This window comes from Rhodococcus sp. IEGM 1318, from assembly GCF_033142465.1.
Classification (GTDB): Bacteria; Actinomycetota; Actinomycetes; order Mycobacteriales; family Mycobacteriaceae; genus Rhodococcus_F; species Rhodococcus_F qingshengii_B.
In genome coordinates, this window is sequence record NZ_JAWLSC010000028.1 from 1 (window position 1) to 24,550 (window position 24,550).

Here is a 24,550-nt window from a genome sequence, read left to right on the forward strand (position 1 = left end):
GATGCCTTCGCCAACTTGATGGCATTGGTGGAGAACCCGGAAACGATGAAGATGAGCTACGGCATACCCGCCTAGACGGCGCCTCGCTGTGTCAAGACGGGCCTCTGACCCCGGCTGTAGGGTGGAATGTGGTGGGTTCGGGAAAAGACTTGTCCGAAGTGTCGGCGTGCGGGGTGTCAGCCAGCCGCGCAAGACGATAGAGGCGCCCCCGAGTGTCCTTCCGGGCTCGCTTCCAACTCTGTCTCCGAGTCGTGGAGAAGCTGCCGGTAAACGAATGTCCGAGAGTCGCCTATTTAAGCAGCGCAACGCTTTCCGGCGGATCGCTTCCACCGATAGTATGTGCGACCGGCTGTTTCTCGACCGATCTGGGTGATGGCCATGGTGTGCAAAACACAGTTCAGTTGCCGGTCTCCGACCTGCGAGAGACTGTGACGGACAACGTCACCGGAAGACGCTTCGATGGGCGCGGTACCGGTATATCTCGCAAATGCGACCGGCGACCGGAACCGGTCGATCGAGCCGACCCGGACGAGGATCTTGCCTGCGTTCAGGACTCCGATCCCGCACAGCTCGGTCAGTGAGGTGCCGGACTCGACAACAGCGGCTTGATGTCGCCGGCGGCCTTGGCGATCCGCCGATCCAGTTGCCGCACTTCCCCGATCACGCGTGCATCCGGGCGGTCGCACTACATCAAGGCCCGCAAAGTCAGAAACAATCGACTCGGCGATGCATGTCACGGGTGGGCATTTTCGATGCTCACCAAATAGGCCCGTGCGCGGGCGCACTACGACAAACGTCGTGCGCTCGGTGAGCGCCTGACGTGGGATGTCTACTGCCGGGCCTGGGCGGGATTCGTGTACGTGGCGTTCATGATCAACGAGTCGTGTTGTAGGTTATGCGGTTTCGAGTTCGGGTGTCAAAGATTCGGTCGTGGCGTCGTGGGTCGCGACTCGTTTCTTCGCGTCGATGACGTCTCGTAGTTCGTCCATGCTGACGTCGGAGACGTAGCGGCGCGTGACCTGCCATTCGTCATGGAATTCGATGACCACCGCCGTCGCCGAACGTAAGAATGCCGCAGGGTTCGGGAAGATCTCGACCACGTCCGCTGGATCGGCACCCTTGAGGACATCGAGCTGAGCGATCAGGGCAGAATGGTCGTGGGTCATCACGTGGATCCTTCGGTCGAGTCACTGGTCAGGTAACTCGTTCATCACTACGCGATGGCCTACCCACAGAACCGGAACGACACGCCCGACCTGCGGTTACGCTGTCTCACCGAATGTCCACCACCCCAGGGGACTTACCTTCGTCGCAACAGTGTGTAGTTGTGCAGATCGTAGCTGTTCTTCGAACACTTCCGCGGGGGCGCGCCAATCAAGGATCCCTCGCGGGCGGTTATTGATCACGTTCGCCACTGCGGCGATCTCCGCGGAACTCCATCGGGAAAGGTCGGTCCCCTTCGGAAAGTACTGGCGCAGCATACCGTTGAGATGCTCATTGCTGCCTCGCTGCCACGGACTCTTGGCATCAGCGAAATATACTGGGACACCTTTCTGTTCGGTGAAGAGAGCGTGAGCTGAGAGTTCCTTGCCTCGATCCCATGTCACAGACCGCCGGAGGGTCTTCAGTAGAGGGGTGACGGCCTTGGCCAGAGCGTCCTTCATGGTCAAGGCGCCGTAACCGGCCAGTGCAGGACCGTTTTTCCTCGGGGGGGATCACCCCGTGTCCTTTCTGACGAGGGAGATGGACGAGTCCCGCATAGCGGGAGGTGCGCTCGATCAATGTAGCTACCGCGGAACGCTTGAGCCCGATGATGTAGGGGTCGGACCGGGGCGCGGTGCCAGGATCACTCCCGACCCGTTTCCCCGGCCTGCCCTCCGCACCGGAAGTGCGACTCTCATCGCATCCGGCGCTCCACGGACTGCCACTGTCAGGCAGGGACCGAAACCCCCGCGCTGGTCCACGGTGTGGGGGTGTTGTTCGCCCGCCACCGATACCGAGTAATCGGAACGGTGGTGGTATCGAACATGATGATCCCATTCTCTTGCGGACGATTACCTGGCCTGCCGGTCAGGAAACGCCGATAGAGATCCGCCCAGGTGATCCGTCTGTGCCGTTTGAGCAGCCATTGGGTAACCCGATGCCAGGCAAAGGAATCGAGGTATCCGAAGGTCGCTTTCGACACACCGTGACGGAAATACGCACACCATCCTCGCAGCACCGGGTTAAGGCGTCCGAGAAGATCTGGTAAATCGCCTCGGCCGAGATTCTCATCGATTCGTCATCGGGGAAATCCAGCGGCAGACGTTTCGAGATCTGCTCGCCGGCTCCACCCCCGATCTTCGCGATGGGGTTTGTTCTTCCCATCCCAAGACGGACCGTCAGGACCTACGACTTTCCCTGCGGTGGTGTGGACCTCACCGCTGAGCCTGTCCTGCACGTACTCACGCAATCGACCGTTAATGACTATTTTGGCGACCCTGGGCCTGCGAGCACGCCGCTCGGCATGCCATTGAGCTGTCGATGCCTTGTACTCGAGTCGGCAGGTTCGCATTGACGCGTTCCGGCGCAGCTCCCGCGAGATCGTCGACGGGCTGCGATGCTATCGACGAGCAATTTCTCGGACGCCTTCGCCTTGCGCACGCCACAGGGCGATATCCTCACGCTCGGACGACGAGATGTACCGACCAGAAACATTCGGGGGCAGTTGCGGATTCACCCCGCCAGCATGCGTGAACCAACGATGAGCGACCGGCTCTGACACTCCGGCAGCGATCCCCGCGTCAACGGTTTTCGCTCCACCGGCGATCGCGATCCAGAAGCGAACACGGTCTTGCCGCCACGCTATTGTCGGTCGCCCTGGCGAAGCGATCTGTCCTCGATACTCCCGGACTCGTTTCTGCTTCTCGATGCCCCTCATCGAACACCTCTATCGGGTAGGTGTTGCGACGACCGGTTGAATACGCCACGCCTACGACAATGCGTTGACGAAGTCGACGATCGGCTTACTCAAGACCGAGGCCGTCTCCAAGCGAAGTCCGTTCCTGGCAGGGCCGATCAGGACGATCGACGACACCGAGTTCGCGACGATGGGATGGGTTGACTGGTTCAACACTCGCCGGTTGCACAGCACCCTCGGCTACATCACGTCTAACGAGTTCGAGACGATCTATTACCCTCAACCATCGACCCTCCAGCCGGAGTTGTCGCCAGCATAGGAGCGGCAAGAAACCCGGCACGGTTCACTCACCGCTATTCGGGAATTGCCTGGCATACCGCGGCGTCGGTGCACTTCGGGACCGCTGACGCGGTCGACGAAACCCGCCAGATCACTCTGAACGATGCTTACGTCGCGAACCCCGCCCGGTTCTCTCGCCGGCGGAGTCCGCCTGAAATGCCGAGCGTTTTCTTCATCAGCGAACCTGTCTCGAAATCACAGATCGACTGAACGTCACTGTCTCACTAGACTTGACACATAGCGGAGCGCGCCAGTTCCAACTTCTCGTTGCTGACGGGGTTCCGTCGGGATCCGCCACGATGCTGCGCTGCTAAGGTACGCGATCGCCTACTCAGCCCAACTCACGCAGTAGATTCCCACACCATAGGACCTACCCGATCGGTGCGGTCTCAAGTACCTTCGGCCACACAACCATGGTGACCTTGGACCGGTTCCGGGAACTCGGAGGCGGCTCCATCTGACCGGTGTGGGATACGTTCTCGTTCACGTCGGGCATGTCATCATTCACTGATCGATTCCGAGGCGAGTAGCAATCGCGGATAGCTGTGTCGATAATCCACCGGACCACACACGAAAATCGTGTCCTCCGGGAATTTCCGTATACGACACGGCCATTCCTGAATCACGTGCGGCGTCATAGAGGACCTTCAAGCCCTTCGCATTGGAGTGATCGTCCGCCCCGACGACAAAGACCCCGCCGCTCCGCGGGAATTTCTTCGTCCTCAGCAGAGTTAGCGGATCGACTCTCTCGAACTGTCGCGCGCTGCCACCGAACGCTGCTTCGAGGGTTCGCTGCCGGTCGCCGAGCGTCGGCTCGGCCTGGCCGGAGATGTTCAGGAAAGTCGGATAAATCTCCGGGTAGTTCGTCGCCATCTGCAGTGCACAAGTTCCGCCATAGGAGAGTCCGCCGATTCCCCAGGCAGTCGGATTGGTGTTCACCTGCAGGAAGAATCGAATCCACTGGGGCACATCGTGAGCGAGATACGACGCCGAGTTTCCCAGCGCCGAGTCTACACAGAGAGGATTGCCGATCGTCGATCCGGTGCCATCGGCGACCACGACGATAGGCGCAATTCCTCTGTTCTGTGCAGCAAAGGAATCCATCGTCTGCACCAACCGACCACTCCGCAACCAGTCCTGCGGACTACCGGGCTGACCTGCCAATAGAATCAACACTGGCAACAAGGGCCGCCTGGCCGCGAAATACGCTGGAGGGACGTAGATCTTGCTTGGGCGTGCACTGAATCCCGATGAAAGTCCCGGAATATTTGCCGTGACAATCACTCCATGGAAAGAGAGCGCATCTTGATCCTTCCAGTCCTTGAGCGACACCGGATTCGCTTGCCTGGCAGGTAACGACAACAATGGAAGAGTCATGGGACCACCGATGCCCAACGCGGACCCGATGGTGGGGAAATAGGCGAATTGATTGTTCACGGCAGCTGCCGAATGGCCTGCTATCGCGACGACAGCAACCACGATCACCGATCGCTGCACGAAGCTGCCGCCGAAGCGAAATCGAACGACCGCCAACAACACACCGAAAACGCCGATCCCGAACCAAAAATACACAGCGAGAGGCAATGGATCAGGAAAGGGTCGCAGCCATTTCTCGATTGCCAGGTAGCCGACAAGGATCAGGAGGGCACTGATCATGGCACAGACCGGAAGACAGGCCCGCCAGTATTGTCGGATCGAGGTAGCGGAGAGAACGACCGCGCCACCGATTCCGAACAGTGCGATCACGAACCGAAGCCAACCGTCGATCAATGACAGCTCGACGAACCATTGCATCTTCACCCGCTCCTTCGGCGCACCGTGCGCCCAGGAATGGAAACGCCGTCGACTTCACCCATCTTGACCGACACAGTCGGACACCACATCCATCCGAAGGCTGAAACACCCCCGCCGACTGGCTGGAATCTTGTCGCCGTGGAATCATTCGCGCCGGTTCGGACTCATTTCTGCAGTACGACAGGGCCGTTCACACCTCGACGGAATGCCACACTTCTGGATCACGCGACCGTTGCTCGTATTCGGCGCGTGGTCGGTTCTGCTCGGGGGATCGTGCACCAGCCCCTGGATCGAGCCAGGGCTACGAGCAGAGCCCTTCGCGCGGTGCCGATAGTGGACCCCAGTTCCTTGGTGAGGTGGGCGTCGGTGATCGTCCGTGCAGATGGTGGCGCGGTTTTCCAGTTGCGATACGTGCGTGGGGCGACCTAGACCTTGTGCGGTGAGCACTCGGCAGATCGACTCAACCCTGAAATTCGTGCATGCACGTCGTCGATGCACTGGACCAGCGGAGGCGGGGTCGAGATTCCTCGCGAAGGAATAGATGTCGATTTGCTCGCGGTCCCCGGTGTTGACCGGGCCGGAGATTCTCCTCAGCTTTGCCCCAATCACTTTGACGAGGGGGTCGATTGACGAATCCCATCGTCGTCGAGTTGGTCGAATTGATGTTTACGCACCTGAAAGAATATGTAAGTTTCAATAACCATAGGGTTGTCTAAGTGTAGTGAGCCCGCATCCTCAACGAAGTAGAGGCGAGTTCGAGCGATCGGGTGTACAAACTCAGGTTTGCCCGCTCGCTCACCAAGCGCACTGAGGTTCACCCCAAAAAATGTGGACACCGAGATAGCGGGCTGCTGCATAACTCGGCGGAAGGGTTTGCCGGGACATTCCCAGTTCGGGCGATGGCGATCGACGATGACGAGGCCTAGCGCTGACGTTGGGAGGCTACACGGGCATTGCTTCACTCAACGACGAATGATCTTGTAGACCAGCCGAATTGTTTGCAGTGCCGTCAGACCGGGTAGGTACGCACGGGTGAGAGCGATGCCGATACTCGGCAGTGTCGTCGGATCGGCGAAGGTCATGTACATCGGTTGGTACTCGGGCTGAAACTTCGCCTTGAACGCCAGCAGTGACCGGAACCCGTACACGGGTTCGAGTCTGTTGCCGAGGGCCTCGAGGAGTCGGTCGAGCGCGCCAGCCTCCGGTGTGTCGTCGTGCTCGACTTGCGCGAGTGGTGCCCCGGAAAGGCTCATAAACCGCACGCCTTCCTCTGCGAAAAACAGTGCCGCGGAAGCGATCAGGAATTCCATTGTCGGACGGAAGCCCCCCGTGCGGCGTCGCATGAGATCCAGCGTCCAACCGACGACAACACCGTTGTGGTGGACGGGTAACCACGATGTGAAGCCGTGCACCGTCCGGTCCTCGTCCACGGCAATCAGGCAGCGGACGTCCGGATCGTTCAATTCTTCGAGTCCGCCGAGAGTGAAGCCCATTTCCGGGATTCCCTTGTCAGCTACCCATTGCTTCGAGATAGTGCCGATTTGGTCGGTGACGTCGCAGGGTGCAGCCGGGTAGCTGACCCATTCCGCGCTGATGCCTGCCTTCGCCGCGCGGTTCATCGCGGTGCGTATGTCTTGGTACCGCTTCCCTCTAAAGGCTAGGTCCTCCAGGTTCACTACGGCCTCCTCCGCGACCTGAATCGAGGTCCAACCCAGGTTGCCGGTTACCACGCGGACACTGTCGGTCACGGAATAGAAGCACGAGGTCCACCCATTACCGCGGCAATGCTCGGCGAAGGCGGTGACCGTGTGGTGTAAGCGTTCTGGCGGACATACTGGGTCGCCCGTGGTCAGGGCGACCCCGAGAACAACCCGATACGCAACGCAACTGGATCCGTCTGCACCGAACCAGTATCTGTTGCCCCGCCACGTCGACATCCAGGACAGCGTGCCGCGGCCGTGTTTGCGTACCAGATCTCTGGCCGCGGCGACGCTGCCGGGCGCGTCCGCTGTCGATGTAGGTCGCGAGACGAGCCACGGACCGAGCAGGATTCCGGTGACCGCTGAACCGAGGAGGGCGACGTGGTGCGGGGAGCCGTCGACGATCACCAATGCGACCAGCGGCGCGCCCAGACCGAGGCGGAGGCGTCGCCGCCAAGTGCCGCCCATCGCGGCGGTCGCGCACAGCAGCGTGCCGATGATCCAGGTCGTCGGCCCGAGTTCAGAGGAAACGAAAGTGCCACTCTCCCATGGCCGATCCGATACAAGCACTGGCGCGCCAAGGCACGAGATGAGAACTCCTCCCAACTGTGTGAGGACCGCTGCCGCAACAAACCTGACCCATCCGATTCGGGCCTCGACTGGGGCAGCTATAGCCAGGAGCAGCGCGGTCGAGGCCAGGAAACTGGTCAGGTTCGGCGCGACGAGCCCTGCGCGGACCAGGGCGGTACCGGATCCTCTCGACGCACTGCCGGAGGCAAGGACGAGTGCCCACACAAGGAGGACTGCTGCGACCACAGGTGTCCGTGCCAGCCGGTTCGCAAGAATTGTTGCCGGGGTAACGAACCGGCTTCCACCGGCCGTGTGCCGTGATTCGTTTGGAGACGCGTGTGTGCCAAGTTGGATCATAACCGCCCCTTTGGGGTGTCATCGTGATGGATTTCTACTCCCGCGAGAGCCTTCGATAGGTCCAGTTCCAGACGAGTTCGAATGGTCCACGCGAGAACCGTTGCAGCCAGGCCCAGGAGAACACGATCAGAATCGCGGCGATGAGAAGGAATGCCGCGTAGGTGCCGAGGGTGGGGTTGACATTCTGAAATATCGGTTGGCTGAAGATCATTCGTTGGGCGATCACTCCGAGGATGTTCTGGAGCAAGTAGCAGCTCAGCGCCATTTTCCCGACGTAGGACATCAGCCTTCCCGGCATTCCGATTCGCCCGCGCCGGTCGACGTATTCTGCAACCAGTGCCAGGATTCCCAGTGCGACGACGAAGGCAGTCCCGTACCGGGACAGGCCCTGCAGTCCGGATACTGCGACGGACGTCATACCAAGGATGTAGTCGAGGGGTAGCGCAATTCCGAATCCGATGGCGATCATCCACAGGCGCAATCGCCGCCTACGGTCGGTGAAGATGCCGATCCGGTACAGCTTCGCTCCGAGCAGGAACAGCGCGGTCCCCATCAACAGGATGGTGAAGAACTCGGAACCGAACCCGAAGCCGAACCCCAGATTCTTGACGTTAAGTACAACGGAATCCCACCAGCTTGGCCCGGCGAAGTCCATGAGTCGGGCACCTGATTCGTCGGCGAGGCGTCCTCTCTGCTCGTCGAACGCACCGGCATCCGCTGCGGCGCCCTCCGGTCGGGAGTTGATGACGAGAAGGCCGGGCAGCGCCAGCACCGCGAAGTGCGCGGTGAGAAACGCGCCGATCAGCCACCATTGGATCTTCTCGCTAGTCAGTAGGAGGAAGGCAGCGAGCACGCTGACGACCGCATACGCCCGCAGCACGTCGAACTGGACGACCAGGACGTAGTTCAGGACCCCGTCGACGAACAGCAGCAGTGCTCGCCAGGGATACTTGCCGGGCCACTTCTGACCAGCGCGCCGGGCGGACTGCCGTTGAATTTCGAGTCCGATGCCGAACATGATCGTGAGTAGCCCAAGGAACTTTCCGTTGGGTACCCACGCGGAGATGGCGTGGAGTAGACCGGCTTGCTCAGCGGTCGCGCTCCCGATCGCGGCGGTGAAGATCCAAATGTTGCTGGCCAGAGTGCCGAGAATGGCGATGCCGCGAAGCACGTCGAGCGCTGGAATCCGACCCCCGGTCGCCGATGGAGAGTTGGTGGTCGGAGTCGAATCCGCGATTCCGGTTGTCGACGGCGGAGCGAGTGGCTCACGGTCGTCCCGTTCTTGGTGCTCTGTCTCTTCTGTCACGGCGTCCTTGGGTCGAGTGGTCGGCCCGGATGAGGCCGCTGGCACTCCGCCCAGCGTGCGCTTCCTCGCGCGTCCGGCGCATCGTCGTCGAGAGTGATATCACCCCCCCAACTGACTGCCAGGCGTCCGCCACATGGCGGTATGCACGCGAGCGCGCCCCGGCCAGGTCCTGCGAATCATCGATGTGTCGTAACCTCGATCAGGAGGGTATTGGGCCCCGGCCTGGTTGACCGAGCAAGGAGAGCGCGATGATTCGAACGATGGTGATCGACGATGAAGCACTGGTCCGGTCCGGATTCGAGCTGATCCTGGGTTTGGATCCGGAGATCGATGTGGTCGGGACGAGCGACGGCCGGTCAGCCCACGAGGACATCGGCAGACTTCGTCCGGACGTCGTCCTCCTCGACATCCGGATGCCCCATATCAACGGTCTGGAGGTACTCGGGCGGGCGCTTCAGCTTGAGCAGGCGCCGGTAGTGGCGATGCTGACTACCTTCGACGTAGACGAGTACGTGGTCGAGGCGCTCCACCTGGGCGCATCGGGCTTTCTACTCAAAGACACTGACCCGCACCAGTTGGCGATGCTGGTGAAGACGCTCGCCGCGGGCGGGGTGGTGCTGTCGCCGGCCGTAACCCGATCGGTGGTCAGCGGCTACCTCCCGTCCCGGGAGGGATCCGCGGACGCCGAGGCCGTCGCGAGGCTGTCCGAACGTGAGCGTGGTGTCATTTACCTTGCCTCACTTGGCAAGTCGAATCGAGAGATTGCTGAGATCATCCATCAGGGCGTGGGAACGGTGAAGGATGATATGAGCGCCATCCTTGCTAAACTGGGCGTCGGAACGCGGGTGCAAGCAGCACTGATCGCGCAGCGTGCGGGGATCGCGGACCCCCGCAGGTGACCGGGACGTACCGATCTATAAAGGCTCGAGTCGGTTCGCCGCTGCTGGCCGCCGCGCCGGTTGTGCTCGCGGCACTCGACGTCTGGCTCACCATTGGTGAAATGAGCGGGCGTGGAACCGCCGTATCCTGCCTCGGAGTGCTCGCCCTCGTCTTCCGGCGGAAGTATCCGGTCGCGGTCTTCCTTTGCACGCTGCCCACGCTGGTGCTGGGATGGTCTTTCGTCGTGCCCGCGGTCTCCGCGTACGCGGTGGGCCGCTACTGCATGAGGCAACTGGTCGCCGCGACCTGTGTGGGGGTTCTAGCCGGCACCTTGATCTTCGGGGTCTATCCGACAAATTGGAGCCTAGACGCAAACTGGTTCGTCAGCAACGTGATCTTCAACGTGATGCTCGCATCCGCACCGGTGCTGCTCGGGCGTCTGGTTGCGGCCAGAGTGGTGCTGTCCGCGCGTCTCCTCGAAATCACCGCGGCCCGCGAACACGAAGACGCACTGCTGACCGAGAGCGCACTGGCCCGCGACCGCGCTCAACTTGCACGCGAGATGCACGATGTCGTCTCTCACCAGGTAGGTCTCATCGCGGTCCGTGCCGGCACCCTCCAGATGACGACCGCCGACCCGGACTCGAGGGAGGCAGCGGCGACTATCCGCCAGCTCAGCGTCAAGACGCTCGACGAGTTGCGACACATGGTCTCGGTGCTACGGGCCGCGGGAACGGGCCCGACGGAACTGTTCCCACAACCGACCATCGCAGAACTGACGAATCTGGTCGAGCAATCGGGACTCGACGTCTCCTTGTCCGGTGAACTGCCGCCCCAGCTGGGCGCGGCCGCCCAACGCGCGATCTACCGGACGGTCCAAGAGGGGCTGACCAACGTCCGCAAGCACGCCCCGGGAGCGAGGGTTGAGGTTTGTGTGTCCTCGGTCGGCTCCGAGGTCTCGGTCGTGGTTGCCGACACCGGCGGCGCGCGCCCTGACGTCGCCGTAGCACTGCCAGGGTCCCGCCATGGGCTGCGAGGTCTCACTGAACGGGCTGAGCTCCTCGCAGGCACCCTTACAGTAGAGAAGCAGGCCGCCGGCGGATTCAGACTTGAACTACGGCTCCCCCGGACTCCGTGACGCCCGCGGGCAGAGCCTACGAACGGGGAGAGCTCCCGGTTTGGTTGGCTTGACGGGGCCGTCTTTGAGCCCGTATTTCTCGTCCGTGGGGTGGCGCCCCGGCCCGTCGTGCCGGCGCGATTCTTCTTTGCCGGAAGGCGGAAAAGCTGACGGGGAAAAACAAGGTCCCCAGCCACGAACAGAACAGGCACGCACATGGGCACCTAAATCACCGAGAAGCCTACCGCCCTCGCGCGTGCACTGATCGTGGTTTTCCTCGGTCACCACAGCCCTCTGCACGGCGATGTTCGACCGCAACCACGAGGGGTTCGCCGACATCACCGCCTTGGTCGATTCCTTCGAGAGGCTCGTGTCGAAGCCTACGAGGCCGGACACATAGTGGAGAAATCGACGACCGCCACAACACTCACTGCCAGCGAAGGACCCCGACATGGGCAACGCAATCATCAACCTTGTGGAATCCGCCCCGTATCAGTTGAGCGAGCACGAAGCCCAGCCGATCTGGGTAGCTCGTGCACGCGAAGAACCTCCCGTATGGCCGCATCCGCGACGGCCACCTCATCACGCCGAGAACGCCCTCGCAGACGCCTTCCCACTGCTCACGACATCCCGATCGCACCAACCGGACCGAAGGGAAAACCATGTACGGCTACGATTTACACCGCATCTTTGCGAAGGCGGATGCATGGGCGAAGTTGTTCGAGGCGGTCGAATATCTCGAAAGTGTCGTCGAGCGCGACTGCTGCTCGGAGATCGACGTGTCCGTCGAGTTGCTCATCGCACTCGGCTACCACGGTCACGCTGCCGCTCTGATGGATGCGCATATCGAGGCCGATAGCTGCGGTCCCCGCCACACAATGTCGATCAGGCGATCTTAGCGATCACCGTGTGGGACGAAAACCTTGTGGAAACAGGTTCTGACACGCTTTCCGACATGACTCACCGCGCCGCGTGTCGTTCCCTGCAGGACTGAAAATGGGCAAGAGATGATCGTTCCAGTGTTCTGAGAATTGTCGTGATCTGCGTGTCCTCCTTCCGCATCTGGTGGGTGTCGAAATCGATTCGGTTGATGTGACCGCAGGTGGAGTCTGTATTGGGGCGTCGCGGTTGTCGAATCCGCCAAGCAGTCCGACATACGGTGTTTCGTCGAGACGGGTCCACAGTCGCTGATAGCACAAGCTCGCAGATACGGCAATCGGAAACCAGCCCAGTTTCGGTACGCGGTCAGTCATCCGTGCGGCACGCATCTTCCACCATAAACCGTATAGACCGTACATATGGAATCGGCTCTCACTCGATACCATCCAGTAACCGTGCGTGCCTGGAGTAATTCGGCCAACGCAGTTCGTCACGTCATGCCCTCGTTCAGTCGTGGAGATGCACCCGCTCCGTTCGTCATGCGCTGCACCGACCGTATGCGGGTGGAGAGTTCAGCGCTGAAGGACCGGACCCTCGCACGAAGTTGGAAACCCGCCCCAATTCAACTGTTAACTCCCGATTGCGCTTTCACTGCCGTGGTAGGCAGATTCCCGACGCCGAGCAAAAAACAGCAGCCCGAGTTCGTCGTCGCTGCTCGCAATCTGGTCAAAACACTGCACCATTTTCACCGATGACGCGTTGATTACCCGACGGCCTTTTCGGGTCAGGTTGATTTGGTTAGGCGCGGCCGTCGCGTGACGCTTTGACCGCACGACCATCCCTCGCGTCTGCATTTCCGATACGAGGCGCGAAATTCGCGGTTGCGAGCGTATGACGCGCTTACTGATGTCCGCGAGCGGCGTCCAACCACGGGTTGAGTCCAGCAGAGTGGTGTACGACCAGTCGCCCTGAAACAGTGGGCGTGTCGCTACCCGAATGCGGACGGCCACCGCGTGATTCTTCAAGAGACCGACCAAAGTCACTTGGAAGAGGACCACGCGATGACCGATCACAACTTTATCGACCCCGAAAAGTTTCTGTCCGATCAACTCGCCGCAGCAAGCCCCGACCTGCTCCGATCGATGCTGGGGACGTTCATCACCGCGCTGATGGGCGCCGAAGCGGACAGCCTGTGCGGCGCGGGGTATGGCGAGCGCAGCGACGATCGCGTCAACTCCCGCAACGGTTACCGTCACCGTGACTTCGACACTCGCGCAGGAACACTCGACGTCGCCATTCCGAAGTTGCGTCAGGGTTCGTATTTCCCTGACTGGCTGCTCGAGCGCCGCAAGCGAGCCGAGCGTGCCCTGACCTCGGTCGTCGCGACTTGCTATCTGTTGGGGGTTTCGACGCGGCGGATGGAGAAACTGGTCGAATCGTTGGGCATCAACAGCTTGTCGAAGTCGCAGGTGTCGATCATGTCTCGTGACCTCGACGAACAAGTCGAATCGTTCCGGACCAGGCCACTCGATCAAGGCTCGTATACATTCGTCGACGCCGATGCACTGGTGCTCAAAGTGCGGGAAAACAGGCGCGTGATGAACGTGCACGCCCTATTGGCGGTCGCGATCAACCGCGACGGGCACCGAGAAATTTTGGGTGTCGACGTCTCCTCAGGGGAGGATAAAGCCGGCTGGTTGACGTTCCTCCGCGACTTGATCGCCCGCGGCCTGACCGGCGTCAAGTTGGTGACCTCAGACGCCCACGCCGGCCTTGCAGCGTCGATCGGGGCCACCTTGCCCGGTGCATCGTAGCAACGCTGCCGCACCCACTACGCGGTGAACTTGATGTCGATCACCCCGAAAACGCAGTGGCCGTGGGTGAAGACGATGCTGCATTCGATCCACGATCAGCCAGACCGGAAAGGTGTTGAGGAACAATATGATCGGATGCTCGATGCGTTGTCGGACAAGCTTCGGAAGGTAGCGGCACACCTCGACGACGCCCGCGCCGAGTTGCTCGTATTCACCACATTCCCGAAGGAGATCTGGCGTCAGATCTGGTCCAACAATCCACAGGAACGACTGAACAAGGAAATCCGGCGCCGGACCGATGTCGTTGGGATCTTCCCCGATCCACCTCGCTGATTCGGCTCGTCGGCGCGGTTCTTGCCGAGCAACACGACGAATGGACCGAAGGTCGCCGATATCTCGGTCTCGATGTCCTGGCACGCTCCTGAGTAAGTCTCGTTACCTCGGAAACAGGCGACGACAACACAATTAATGAGGAGGAGGCCTCGGCTACCCCAGCAACGCTGACAGCCTGAAAGAGGAGATCACGCAGTGCCCGTCCTCACACACCACACATTTGACTTGACCAATAGCGACGAGCTTGCCCATGCACCCCGCAGGAGTACCAGGGCGACGACTCGACGTGGCAACACCTGCGACTCGAACCCTGCTGCGCACCGAAACTGCTCTCGCTGGCGGATGTCGACTAAAAGTGGTTCTGGCCCACTTTCCGTGACGGCTGCCTCACACCGCGTGTCGTTCCGGCAGGAGCGCAAATCGGCGGGAGATGATCGTTCTTGTGTTCTGAGAACTGTTGTGATCTGCGTGCACTTCTTCCGCATCTGGCGGGTGTCGAAATCGATGCGGTCGATGTGACCGCAGGCGGAGTTCGTATTCGGGCGTCGCCGTTGTCGATTTCGGCGAACTGTCCGAGGTGTGATGTTTCGTCACGACGGGTGCACAGTCTTTACGAGCACACGCTCGCAGATGCGGCAATCGGAAACCAGCCAAGTCTCCTCGTCCTGCAAGTACGGCGTTTCATCTGCGCAAACATCGACTGCAGCAGGGCGACATTCGTCGAGCAGGTCGAGGGCCTGACCAGTCGATACGTGCGACGTACGCCGCTGCTACGCAAAATCGTCGAGAAGATCGCATTGGCGTTAGCCGGACGAGCGGGATCGAGATCAGCATCTGCGCTGGGCATATATGTCGGATGCTCCACCCTGTTGTGCCTGGTCCGAGCGCTACCTGATCCGCCCACCACCACTGTCGAAGTGCTCGGCGTCGATGATTTCGCGCTGCGAAGGCGACATCGGTACGGCACAGTTCTGATCGATATGGATACTCACCGTCCGGTGGATGTTCTCGCTGATCGGAAAGCCGATACCGTCGCCGAACGGCTACGAGCACATCCCAGCACCGAGGTGATCTGCCGCGACCGTGCTGGCGCGTATGCCGAAGCCGCCCGTGCCGGAGCACCGGATGCGATCGAAGTCGCCGACCGCTGGCACCTATGGCACAGCCTCGCCGAAGCTGTGGAGAAAACCGTTGCAGCCCATCATCATTGCCTGAATAGAGAGCTCGAATTAGAGCCTGAACCTTCAAACGAACGCACCGCCGAGCGCACGAACTACCGCAACGGAAACCGGCCGAAGACCGTCGCAACCACCAGCGGTGACATCGAGGTTCAGATCCCGAAACTGCGCTCCGGCTCGTTCTTTCCCAGTCTGCTCGAACGCCGCTGACGCATCGATCAGGCCCTGTACGCGGTGATCATGGAGGCCTATGTCCACGGCGTATCCACCCACAACGTCGACGACCTCGTGGCCGTGTTGGGTGTCGGCTCGGGGATCTCGAAATCCGAGGTCTCGCGGATTTGCGCAGGCCTCGACACCGAGATCGCGAGATTCCGCGAACGCACGTTGACGCACACCAGCTTTCCGTACATCTTTCTCGACGCCACGTACTGCAAGGTCCGAATCGGTGCGCACGTGGTCTCTCACGCCCTCGTCGTGGCGACCGGAGTCTCGCTGGACGGCACCAGAGAAGTGCTGGGGACTGCGGTTGGTGATAGTGAGTCGTTCGATTTCTGGCGGGAGTTCCTGGTCGGGTTGCGGGCGCGCGGCTTGTCGGGGGTGCATTTGGTGATCTCCGATGCGTATGCAGGGTTGAAGGCAGCTGCGGTGATGCAGCAGTTCGCAGGGGCGTCGTGACAGCGATGCCGAGTGCATTTCATGCGCAACATCGGCTCGGCCGTGTCGTCGAAGCATGTGCCGCCGGTGATGGCGGCGATCAAGACGATCTTCGCCCACACCGAACCCGATGCAGTTGCGCAGCAATGGGACCAAGTCGCCGACACGTTGTATGAGTCGTTTCCGAAAGTTGCCACGATGATGCGCGGCGCCAAAGAAGATGTGCTCGCGTTCCGTGTGTTCCCGAAGGCGCATTGGCAAAAGATCTGGTCGAACAATCCGATCGAACGACTCAACAAGGAAATCAAACGCCGAGCGGACGTGGTCGAGATCTTCCCGAACCCCGCGGCATTCCTACGTTCGGCGACGGCGGTGGTCATCGAATTCCATGACGAATGGCAGGTCACCCGCCGCTACGTCTCCGACGTCAGCATGGACGAACTACGAGACGTCATCGACGCGAAGAAACGAATCGCGACCCACGACGCCACGACCGAATCTTTGACACCCGAACTCGAAACCGCATAACCTACAACACGACTCGTTGATCACGAACCGGACGGTTCACCGATCCGAAGTACACCACTCCACGGGACGCTATCTTCGCGAGCGAATACCGCCGTGATACTTCAGGAGTGTGAAACCGATCCCGGAGCCTTCCCCGCAGCGCGGGAGATGACGCTGATCGACTCCCCGGACCGCCACCGTCGCCACAACTCCTCCTTCTTCTCATCCGACATGCCTGGCCGGCCGATTTTCGGCACTCACACCGTCCTTCAACTGCACTGTTGCGCTGGCCCTTTGATTGTAAGGCTACCATTGTCAAAAACGTTGCTTCGGAACGAAGTTCACGAACTTCTCGTTCGGGTTGGTTTAAGCGCGCTCGTTCGGTCAAGGTCAGTTCACAGTCCGCGCCGTCGCCATGGGTATCGCGATACTTGGCGAGCCAACGCCGGAGGCTGTCATCGCTGACCCCGCAGGCCTTGGCGACTTCGCTGATCGGCTTGGACGACTCGATCACCTCACGGCACAGTTCGTCCTTGAACTCTGCCGAGAACGATCTCCGGGATCTGTTTATGCTGGTCGGACTCATTTCAGTAGATCCCTATCCTGAGCGGGTCCACTGTCTGAAATCCCCGGGCCGATCAGTTGAAGGTGCTCCTCGATGTGTTGTAGCGCGGCCTGAGCAGCCGTCGAGCCGCGAGCGTGACACGCTACGGAAAACGCAGTGAACTCGCGTCCGAATTCGATGCCACTGTCACTGACGGAGTGGCGCGCATACCGGAGCTATCACTGCTGGCGTTTCCGGCATCCCATCACTTCGCGGTAGGAGCATTGTCCAATTGTTTGGAGTGCAACAGTTTTCGGGTACAGCAGGGCATTGCACAGAGCGGCGTTCAGGCAGAGACGATCCGTTCGGTGACCTGACCCCACACCTGGAATCAGATGGCCACTTCGGTGCGGTGATCGGTGGCGGTCATGCCGTGCCCCGGTGGGCGAAAGTATGGGGCGATGCGCCTGAAAGCGGACAGAAACCGGTGCGCTGCGGCGACAGAGCGGAAGTCTTTCATAGCGTGTTCGCGTTGCCGAGTCGGTTAGCGGGAGTTCTGGCTCCGATTGTTCATGTATTTGTTCTGCCGATGCCCACATGTATTTGTTCTGCCAATGCCCAGTTGTCGACATCGTCTCCCAAGGCCCCGCGCGGTGTCACCTTCACTGGCGAGCGTGCACTGCTCCGCGTCGTCGAGTGGATCTGTGCTCTCACCGGCGGGACGTGTGACGCACGCGAGCCGCTCGGGCCCGAGACCTCCGTCGGCTATCTGGCTAAGCATACGAGCTACCGCTAGACACACGTTCCCACACCTTGGAGAAGTAGACGATCGATCATGAACTGAAACATGTTACTAGGCAATGTTTTCCATTCGGTCGTAGATTACGTTCGATCGATAGCTAAACGTTCACAAACCGGACAGACTGTGCTAGTTTTTGCTGATCTTTACCCCCCACTTACTTGATCGAAAGGTCTCCACTCGTATGTGCACACATGCTCGCCGCGCCGGACTCGTCGCCGCGCTCGTCAGTTCCGCAGCGCTGATCGCCCCCGCTTTCGCTGGCGCACTGCCCACTGGTTCCCTCGGCTCGAACGACACCTCCCCCGGCTTCACGTGCAGTCCAACCTCCACCGAAACCACCACCAACGGGTGGGGCATCCCGTTCGATGACGAGAAGACGCACCTGTCCTCGTACTCGGCCGAGAACGTCTTCGACACGGACGGTTCACTCAACCTCGAAGTCGCCGACATCGCAGATCGCTCCGTCTCCTACCACTCGGCAGGCAGCATCACGCTTTCCGACGCTGCAGCGAAGGAGATCGGGTTCTCCGAGCGAGCTGTGAGCACCAGCGCGGCATTCCAGTTGCGCCTGACCGGCACCAAAAACCCGGCGGACAACGGTTTCGCCACCCTGGTGTGGGTGCCGAGCCAGAACGGTGCACCCGTCACCACCGAAGCTGTCAGGCACGAGAATATCCAGGGCGGACTTTGGTGGAGCACCCGGACCATCGGCGGCGCAGCCAAGGGCGTACCGACCTCACTCAGAGCTATCGTAGCAGCTAACCCTGGCGCGAAGGTCGAGCACTACGGCGTCAGTGTCGGCACCGGCTCCGCCGCCTCGAACGTCTTCGTCGACGCAGTGAAGTTCAACGGTTGCACCACCAACTTCGCCAAGAAGGACGCCAAGCCTGAAACCGGTACCGGCTCGCTCGGTAACCTGTTCGGCAGCCTCTCCTGATCTGAAGTTCCCAACGCAAGATCAGTCCCACTCTCCGCGAGGACATCGGTGTGGCACCAAGGATTAAGCCATCCAGAAGCGGAATATCGGCCGCTGCCAGGGTGAGTGCGGGTCGGCGAAGAACGCCTTCATACCTGTATCGATCGTGAACTAGAAGTGTCCGGAGAGTTCCTTCCCGCGATCCCACGTCAGCGTCCTGCGTAGCTGCAGTGGAAGGACGCTCATTGAAGCAGACAGAGCCGCGTTCTCAGGCAGCGGATGATGTCTCTTTTGGTCTTTCCTTCGGCGGTGCGGCGTGCGACGTAGGTTTTGGTGGGTTCGTGAAAGCGAATGCGTACGATGACTGTTCGATAGATGGCGGCGTTGAGTTGTCGGTGGCCGCCGTGGTTGATGCGGTGGCGTCCGGTCGTGGTGCCAGATGATGCGGGGATCGGACTGATCCCGGCAAGCTTGGCCAGCACCGCTTCGGACTTGATGCGCTCCGGGTTGTCACCGAAGACGATGAGGATTTCCGCTGCCGTGTCGGCTCCGATTTCGTATGATTGAACAACTTGGGGTGCAGTGGTTTTCGCTAGCGCTCCGATGTGCTCGTGCAATTCTGCTGCCTCGCGGTCGAGTGTCAGCCAACGACGAGCAAGGGACGCTAGCGTGATCCGGATCGAGTCCTCGGGGCTGTCCAGGCGCTCGGTCGTCAGAGCCGCGCAGTGGCGGGCCAGCATGATCTGAGTTTTCCTCGCCGTCTCGGCGCGTAAGGATTCCGGCGCGTGCACCAGCATCGCTTTGAGCGTCACCATTGTCGTGGCGCGAGCCTTGACGGCAGTGTCGTGCGCGACTTTCAATTGGCGAATCATCTCGACCGCACCGTCGGCGGTTTTCGGTTCGGCGGTGGCAAACCCGGCCATCACTGCTTTCGCCGCATTCTGGGCGTCGCTCGTGTCCGATCTTCCGACCAGCCGGCGTATCCGTCGATCCGGTCGGGCAACTTCGATGACGCGGTAACCGCGCCGCCGGACGAACGAGGTCAACGCACCACCGTAGGAGCCGGCCCCTTCGATTCCGAAGGCTATTGGCTCTCCGAATGACTCAGCCCACGAGAGCAACTGGGCAAATCCGTCTGAGTCGGCAGGGACGCTGATAGTCGACAACAAACCGGCTGTGGTGTCAAATACTGCACCAACATGCACATACTTGTGGGTGTCGATCCCGACAACAACATCGCCTGATTTCGCGATAGCGATAGCTGTGGTGGCCACGATGGTTCCTCCAGAACGTCGATTCGATCTACCATGGGTTGCACACTGGAATCAGGCCTGATCGACAGGACTGTCACGGGGACGCTCGCAAACCGGAACTTGTCAAGGGAGTTGAGTCCAGCGGGAGTTAGGCGGCTGCCGTTTCTGTCGCCTCCGGGATGTCGGATTCGTCGGTGGGTCGGTTGATCCAGGCACTGTCTGGCAGATCGAGGATCTTTGGTGCGGCCGTCGTGCCGAAGCGGTGAGGGTGTTTCGCCCGAGCGGCAGCGAAAACGCTCCGGCGGTCGGCCGCTTTGCTTGCCGCCAAACCGAAGTGAACATCGGCGGGAGTATGCAGACCGATACCGGTATGTCGATGCTCATGGTTGTACCAAGCGGTGAAAACGTCCATGAATTCTCTGGCTTCGCTGATTGATCCGAAACGCTCAGGGAACGATGGTCCGTACTTCAAAGTCTTGAACACCGCTTCCGAGTATGGGTTGTCGTTCGACACCTGCGGCCGTGAATGCGACCGGGTGATCTCGAGATCTGCGAGTAGTGCAGCGACGGTTTTGCTGGTCATCGAAGTACCCCGGTCGGCGTGGACGACCTGCGGAATGCCGTGGACCGAGAAGATGTTCTCCGTCAATTCCCTTGCAAGCAAACCTGACTCGTGTGTGTGGACGTGAACACCGGCTATGTAACGAGAGTAGATGTCGATCATCACGTAGGCATCGAAATATTGTCTCTATTACGGCGCCGGCGAGTTTGGTGATGTCCCATGAGTACACCTGCCGAGGTGCGGTCGCCACCAGTTCCGGACAAGCCTTCGCGGGGTGTCGGGCCAGCCTCCGACGCTCGGCGACCTGCGCGTTCTCTCGCAGCACCCGGTACATCGTCGACATCGAGCACACGTAGATTCCCTCGTCGAGTAGTTGCGCGTATACCTCGAGTGGTGCTTGATCGACGAAACGATCACTGCCACGAATCTCAAGGATGCGGCGGCGTTCGATGGTGGTCAGCTTGTTCGCCGGTTCGGCCACCGACGCAGGTGCGCGGTTGGGTGTGGCAGCAGCAGTTCGGCGCCGCAGCGCGGTCGAACGGATGACGCCCGTCAGCGCACTCGCCATCCTCGTCGAGACTCCAGCTTCGGCCAGTTCAGTCCACGCGGCGGTCAGCGCTTGCCCGGCTTGTCTCCCGGATCCGCTCTTTCGGAAAGCGATTCCAAGTGAGCGTGTGCTTTTCCCATGATGCCCGGGGCGGCTTCGGTCGTGGTCAACCGCTTGTTCGCGCGCTCCAGCTCACGAGTCAGGCGGGCGATCTCGGCTTGCTCTGCGGTGAGCTTTCCTACCTTCACACCAGGCTTCTTGCCGTCAAGAACGCCGGCGTCGCGTTGCTTGCGCCACTCGCAGATCAGCGAGGAGTACAGGCCTCACGGCGCAGATATGCACCGCCGCCGCCGTCCTCGCATGCCAGCTCATACGCGGCCAAATGTGTCAGCTTGTCTGCGGGGGTGAAAGCTCGTCGCCGGCGAGGGCCGACGGCTCGAGGACGGGGAGAGGCCATGCCGAGAGATCGGATTCTCAGCTAAGAAACTCGGGGGGTCGACATGAGAAGTACAATAGCTAACCAACCCCGGAAGCAACACCGGATTCAGGTCACACCCGCACAGCACGGTCCGCATCTTCCCGCGATCACACGCCGGAAACCATCGCTGCACTTCTGGCCGCTTGTGCGACCAGCCGCCGCTGCGGTCGTTGCCGCCGCCCCGGCAACGAATGCGTCGGGCGATCATCACCCACCCCGCGTTGACCGACAGCTTCTACGCCTCGCCAGCCGATCTGGCCGACCACCGACCTGGTGACGTGCTCGCTGCGCGGCCGGTGTCGGCGCCGGCAGGGTTTCTCAACACCGACGGAAGTGCAGCTGAAGTTCCGGTCGACGAATTCGACAGGGTCACCCCATTGCTGCGGTGACCACGGTGCTCTCACCTCGCGGCGCCGCGCCGGGTCGGCCGTTGTTGTCGTATCACCCGCATCATCAATGCTCTGCAGCTCGGTTGTGCACCGTCAACCAAGATCTACACCGACGAACCGAAGCTCGCAATCCGCGAAGCCCCTGGCCTCAACGTCGCCATCGCAGGGATGGACGGTGGCCATCCCCGACCATCTCGGCCCCTCCAGCCCCTACGGGGCAGCCAAGCTCGGCGGACAATTTACCTTCGACGACATCCGCGCCGCCAGGCGATTCGACGCACTCGGCCTCGGTGCAAGCCCCGTCGGGATGGCCGGCTACTCCGGCGGCGCAATGGCAACGGCGATGGCCGCGACGATCACCCCCACCCACCCACCCACCCACGCTCGCCGAACTCGAGCTCGCCGGCAGCGCCTACGGCGGCGCTACCGAAGATGTCGGCATGGCGCTGCTCGACAGCGCGGACATTGCGGCCGTGTTCGCCGACAACAGCGTCGAAGACGTTTCTTCGGTGCCCAATGCCCCTGTGTACGAGTGGCATTCCGGAACCGATGTCCTGATCCCGGTCGAGGCGATCGACTCGACAATCGCGCGGTACTACCGAAGCCGGAGTGCCAGTCACCTCCGACGAAAGTCTGCGCACCCAACCACCTCTCGGCAGCGGTGATCATCCCTACCCGGCGCAGCCGGAGTTCTTCGACGACCGCTTCGCCGGCATCGCTCCGACCACGAACTGCTGCCATCCCGACGTGATGAATTCGTAGAAGCGGTGCAGGGGCACCCCAGCAGCTGTATTCAGTGGGACCGGGTCCGGTCCGGCTCATCGATTATCGGACACCGCCGGGGCTGTTTCTTCGCCCGTGTAGGCGGTATAAATGGGTGCAGGCCGAGGGCGCGATGAAGGGCCCCTGGCCAGGTGCCTGCGGTTGAGCAGTCAGCCGCAGGCACCGATTGGTGTGGGCGGTCCGCTTTCTTCCTGGGTCAGGTGTTGATTAGCAGATGGTCGAATTGCGAGCGCAGCCCGGAGGGTAGGACGAAGTCTGTGCGAGATCGGGCGGTCAATTGCTCGGCCACCTGGCGGAGTTTGACGTTTTTCTGCTGGGAGCACCAGATGAGGATGTCGAAGGCGCGGGCCCGCGGAAATTCCGTACACGATCATCAGCATTCCCTTGGCCTGCTCGATCGCTCCGCGGGAGCTGTTGATCTCGTCCACCACCTCGTCGACCGACTCCTTCACCGTACGATCGAGCGTTTCGGTGACGTCGATGTAGAAACCGGAACTTCCTGTCACCGTGCCGCTCTCGTCCATTATGCTGTCGTCCACCACGATCACCGATCTCGTCACACCTTTCATGTCGACGATGCGATGCCGACTGCTGAACGGCTCGCCCGAGGTGCGGATCGCGTTCAAGGTTTGCGCCACATAGCAGCGGTCATCGGGATGTTTGTGTGAGAGCAGCAATTCCGTCGCGGGAACCACCTCCCCTGGAAGATAGCCGTGCATCTTCGGATGCTACTACGAAACGATGATCGGTTGGCCCCGAGGCGACCTCGCTGTCAGCCGCGACGAAATCGTCGAACTCGCCGTCGACATGTTCGCCCTCGTAGGCGAACACCTCACCGACTCAAACAACCCGACCTGACCGAAGCCACGCGACGATGTGTCATCTCGCCAAAGAACGGTAAAGCAGGATCGCGCGTTCTCGTGCGTTCTCGTGCGGGTAATGCAAGCAGGGCTGGACGGAGGGTTTCGTGGTTGTCGACGCCGTCGATAGCGGCGTCGAAGTCCCCTATGACATCTCCGGTGGAGATACGTCCAACCCTGAGTCAGCACTGCCAGAAAGTCGAGTATGGTCCGGTCATGGGCCGACTCACAGAACTACTCAAGTCCGTAAAATCACTCGGATCACGCAAAGACACCGCCGCCAAGCAGGAAAAACGCGCACTGGATCGGTGGGAAAACGAAGGCGGCCCTGTCGCAGAGGACCCACGACAACGCTGACCCCGGACGAGTGCCAGCGCGCCTGAACCGATCAACCCGGCCAGAATGGGCGCAACGACCTGATCGGCGCCGGCAGCGCAGACCTCGACGCACACGGAAGTACAACAGACGTTTTCGACGGCTGAGTTCGGTCGCACTACATCGCGGGAAGTGACGAATTCCCGTAGTGACCAGTGAATCGCATGTAAGTGTTTGCAGTGGCCGGCCCGGGGCCGGCTGACAGGATAAGTGTCGTCGCTACAACGCCGTGTGACTCATGAATCGCTTTGCTCATTTTCCGATGCACTTGCCTGGATCTATCCACTTGTTGTGGCGGCGACGCCCGTCCAGTCTTGCTTCGGTTGCTTGATTAGAAGCCTGCCCGACCCCGTTGCCTCGGGGTCGTGGCTCGTTACAGGCATGCCTCGAAGTGCTCTTTCCGGGCCGACGCCGACTAAAACGCCGCCCATCGGAAAGGACATCCGCCGCTATGCCTATCGTCGCAGATAAATACGAAATCGTCATCGGAGTCAGATATAGAAGCATCCCGGAGCTTCCGGAGTCCAACTTTGGGGGCCCGTTCCATCCTCCCAACAGTTCACCTGCAGTCGAACGGACAATCACAAGCGAACCAAAGCGCAGACATGACTTGTAGTACAGTTACCGTATCGAATTACGGAGGCGTTCGAACGTCACGATCCGCAAGATCGCGACGGGACCGCCCAACTCGACTACGCGGGAATTTTGGCAA

General features: G+C 60.8%; 16 protein-coding genes and 8 pseudogenes. 11 read left to right on the plus strand and 13 right to left on the minus strand.

All coding sequences use genetic code 11. The features are described from left to right. Window positions 1-293: 293 nt before the first annotated feature. From R4P65_RS31825 to R4P65_RS31845, 5 genes and pseudogenes are all read right to left on the minus strand, one after another. Window positions 294-785, minus strand: coding sequence for an IS110 family transposase (locus tag R4P65_RS31825; RefSeq protein ID WP_317829519.1), 492 nt, complete (start codon window positions 783-785; stop codon window positions 294-296). A gap of 108 nt (window positions 786-893) precedes the next feature. After that, window positions 894-1,106, minus strand: a pseudogene (locus R4P65_RS31830) (IS256 family transposase); the annotation flags it as partial. Window positions 1,107-1,262: 156 nt separating this feature from the next. Further along, window positions 1,263-1,815 (minus strand): annotated as a pseudogene (locus R4P65_RS31835) (IS30 family transposase); the annotation flags it as partial. 115 nt (window positions 1,816-1,930) lie between these two features. Further along, window positions 1,931-2,221: a group II intron maturase-specific domain-containing protein gene (locus R4P65_RS31840; protein WP_317829520.1), complete on the minus strand. Its 291-nt coding sequence runs from the start codon at window positions 2,219-2,221 to the stop codon at window positions 1,931-1,933. Between the two features lie 23 nt (window positions 2,222-2,244). Next, window positions 2,245-2,920 (minus strand): annotated as a pseudogene (locus tag R4P65_RS31845) (transposase); the annotation flags it as partial. A 40-nt stretch (window positions 2,921-2,960) separates the two neighbouring features. On the opposite strand from R4P65_RS31845, the gene R4P65_RS31850 reads away from it, so the two are divergent. Beyond that, window positions 2,961-3,218: an integrase core domain-containing protein gene (locus R4P65_RS31850; protein ID WP_317829533.1), complete on the plus strand. Its 258-nt coding sequence runs from the start codon at window positions 2,961-2,963 to the stop codon at window positions 3,216-3,218. Between the two features lie 524 nt (window positions 3,219-3,742). Here the strand turns inward: R4P65_RS31850 and R4P65_RS31855 are convergent. The 3 genes and pseudogenes from R4P65_RS31855 to R4P65_RS31865 form a co-directional block, all read right to left on the minus strand. Then, window positions 3,743-5,032 carry an alpha/beta hydrolase gene (locus R4P65_RS31855; protein WP_317829521.1) on the minus strand — a complete coding sequence of 430 codons (1,290 nt, stop codon included), beginning with the start codon at window positions 5,030-5,032 and terminating at the stop codon, window positions 3,743-3,745. Window positions 5,033-5,994: 962 nt separating this feature from the next. Next, window positions 5,995-7,053: pseudogene (locus R4P65_RS31860) on the minus strand (bifunctional lysylphosphatidylglycerol flippase/synthetase MprF); the annotation flags it as partial. A gap of 640 nt (window positions 7,054-7,693) precedes the next feature. Further along, window positions 7,694-8,965 (minus strand): DUF418 domain-containing protein, encoded by a 1,272-nt coding sequence (locus R4P65_RS31865; protein ID WP_317829523.1) that lies wholly within the window; start codon window positions 8,963-8,965, stop codon window positions 7,694-7,696. 260 nt (window positions 8,966-9,225) lie between these two features. Between R4P65_RS31865 and R4P65_RS31870 the strand changes: the two genes are divergently transcribed. The 5 genes and pseudogenes from R4P65_RS31870 (at window position 9,226) to R4P65_RS33310 (ending at window position 16,350) form a co-directional block, all read left to right on the plus strand. After that, entirely contained in the window at window positions 9,226-9,864 is a 639-nt protein-coding gene (locus R4P65_RS31870) for a response regulator transcription factor (RefSeq protein ID WP_317829524.1), read from the plus strand. Next, a complete protein-coding gene (locus R4P65_RS31875) occupies window positions 9,861-10,982 on the plus strand; it encodes a sensor histidine kinase (RefSeq protein WP_317829525.1) in 1,122 nt (373 codons plus the stop codon). Before R4P65_RS31870 ends, R4P65_RS31875 begins: the two co-directional genes overlap by 4 nt. A gap of 641 nt (window positions 10,983-11,623) precedes the next feature. Beyond that, window positions 11,624-11,860 (plus strand): hypothetical protein, encoded by a 237-nt coding sequence (locus tag R4P65_RS31880; protein ID WP_317829526.1) that lies wholly within the window; start codon window positions 11,624-11,626, stop codon window positions 11,858-11,860. A 1,041-nt stretch (window positions 11,861-12,901) separates the two neighbouring features. Continuing rightward, window positions 12,902-14,079, plus strand: a pseudogene (locus R4P65_RS31885) (IS256 family transposase). Between the two features lie 423 nt (window positions 14,080-14,502). Continuing rightward, window positions 14,503-16,350: pseudogene (locus R4P65_RS33310) on the plus strand (IS256 family transposase). A 1-nt stretch (window position 16,351) separates the two neighbouring features. On the opposite strand, the gene R4P65_RS33315 reads toward R4P65_RS33310, so the two are convergent. Beyond that, window positions 16,352-16,915 (minus strand): transposase, encoded by a 564-nt coding sequence (locus R4P65_RS33315; RefSeq protein WP_411742615.1) that lies wholly within the window; start codon window positions 16,913-16,915, stop codon window positions 16,352-16,354. A gap of 580 nt (window positions 16,916-17,495) precedes the next feature. On the opposite strand from R4P65_RS33315, the gene R4P65_RS31900 reads away from it, so the two are divergent. Continuing rightward, window positions 17,496-17,669: a hypothetical protein gene (locus tag R4P65_RS31900; RefSeq protein WP_317829527.1), complete on the plus strand. Its 174-nt coding sequence runs from the start codon at window positions 17,496-17,498 to the stop codon at window positions 17,667-17,669. A 187-nt stretch (window positions 17,670-17,856) separates the two neighbouring features. Then, window positions 17,857-18,612: a hypothetical protein gene (locus R4P65_RS31905; protein ID WP_317829528.1), complete on the plus strand. Its 756-nt coding sequence runs from the start codon at window positions 17,857-17,859 to the stop codon at window positions 18,610-18,612. A 90-nt stretch (window positions 18,613-18,702) separates the two neighbouring features. Here R4P65_RS31905 and R4P65_RS31910 read toward each other — a convergent pair. The 3 genes and pseudogenes from R4P65_RS31910 to R4P65_RS31920 form a co-directional block, all read right to left on the minus strand. Further along, window positions 18,703-18,828: pseudogene (locus R4P65_RS31910) on the minus strand (IS30 family transposase); the annotation flags it as partial. Window positions 18,829-18,833: 5 nt separating this feature from the next. Then, window positions 18,834-19,865, minus strand: a complete 1,032-nt coding sequence (locus R4P65_RS31915) for an IS110 family transposase (protein ID WP_317829529.1) — start codon at window positions 19,863-19,865, stop codon at window positions 18,834-18,836. A 127-nt stretch (window positions 19,866-19,992) separates the two neighbouring features. Then, window positions 19,993-21,410, minus strand: a pseudogene (locus tag R4P65_RS31920) (IS3 family transposase). A gap of 164 nt (window positions 21,411-21,574) precedes the next feature. On the opposite strand from R4P65_RS31920, the gene R4P65_RS31925 reads away from it, so the two are divergent. Both R4P65_RS31925 and R4P65_RS31930 read left to right on the plus strand, forming a co-directional pair. After that, a complete protein-coding gene (locus R4P65_RS31925) occupies window positions 21,575-21,820 on the plus strand; it encodes a hypothetical protein (RefSeq protein WP_317829530.1) in 246 nt (81 codons plus the stop codon). Between the two features lie 67 nt (window positions 21,821-21,887). Beyond that, window positions 21,888-22,571, plus strand: a complete 684-nt coding sequence (locus R4P65_RS31930) for a lipase family protein (protein WP_317829531.1) — start codon at window positions 21,888-21,890, stop codon at window positions 22,569-22,571. A 181-nt stretch (window positions 22,572-22,752) separates the two neighbouring features. Here R4P65_RS31930 and R4P65_RS31935 read toward each other — a convergent pair whose 3' ends face one another. After that, on the minus strand, window positions 22,753-23,322 hold the full coding sequence (locus R4P65_RS31935) for a PAS domain-containing protein (RefSeq protein ID WP_317829532.1): 570 nt from the start codon (window positions 23,320-23,322) through the stop codon (window positions 22,753-22,755). A gap of 357 nt (window positions 23,323-23,679) precedes the next feature. Between R4P65_RS31935 and R4P65_RS31940 the strand changes: the two genes are divergently transcribed. Further along, a complete protein-coding gene (locus R4P65_RS31940; RefSeq protein ID WP_154606704.1) occupies window positions 23,680-23,820 on the plus strand; it encodes a hypothetical protein in 141 nt (46 codons plus the stop codon). Window positions 23,821-24,550 lie beyond the last annotated feature (730 nt).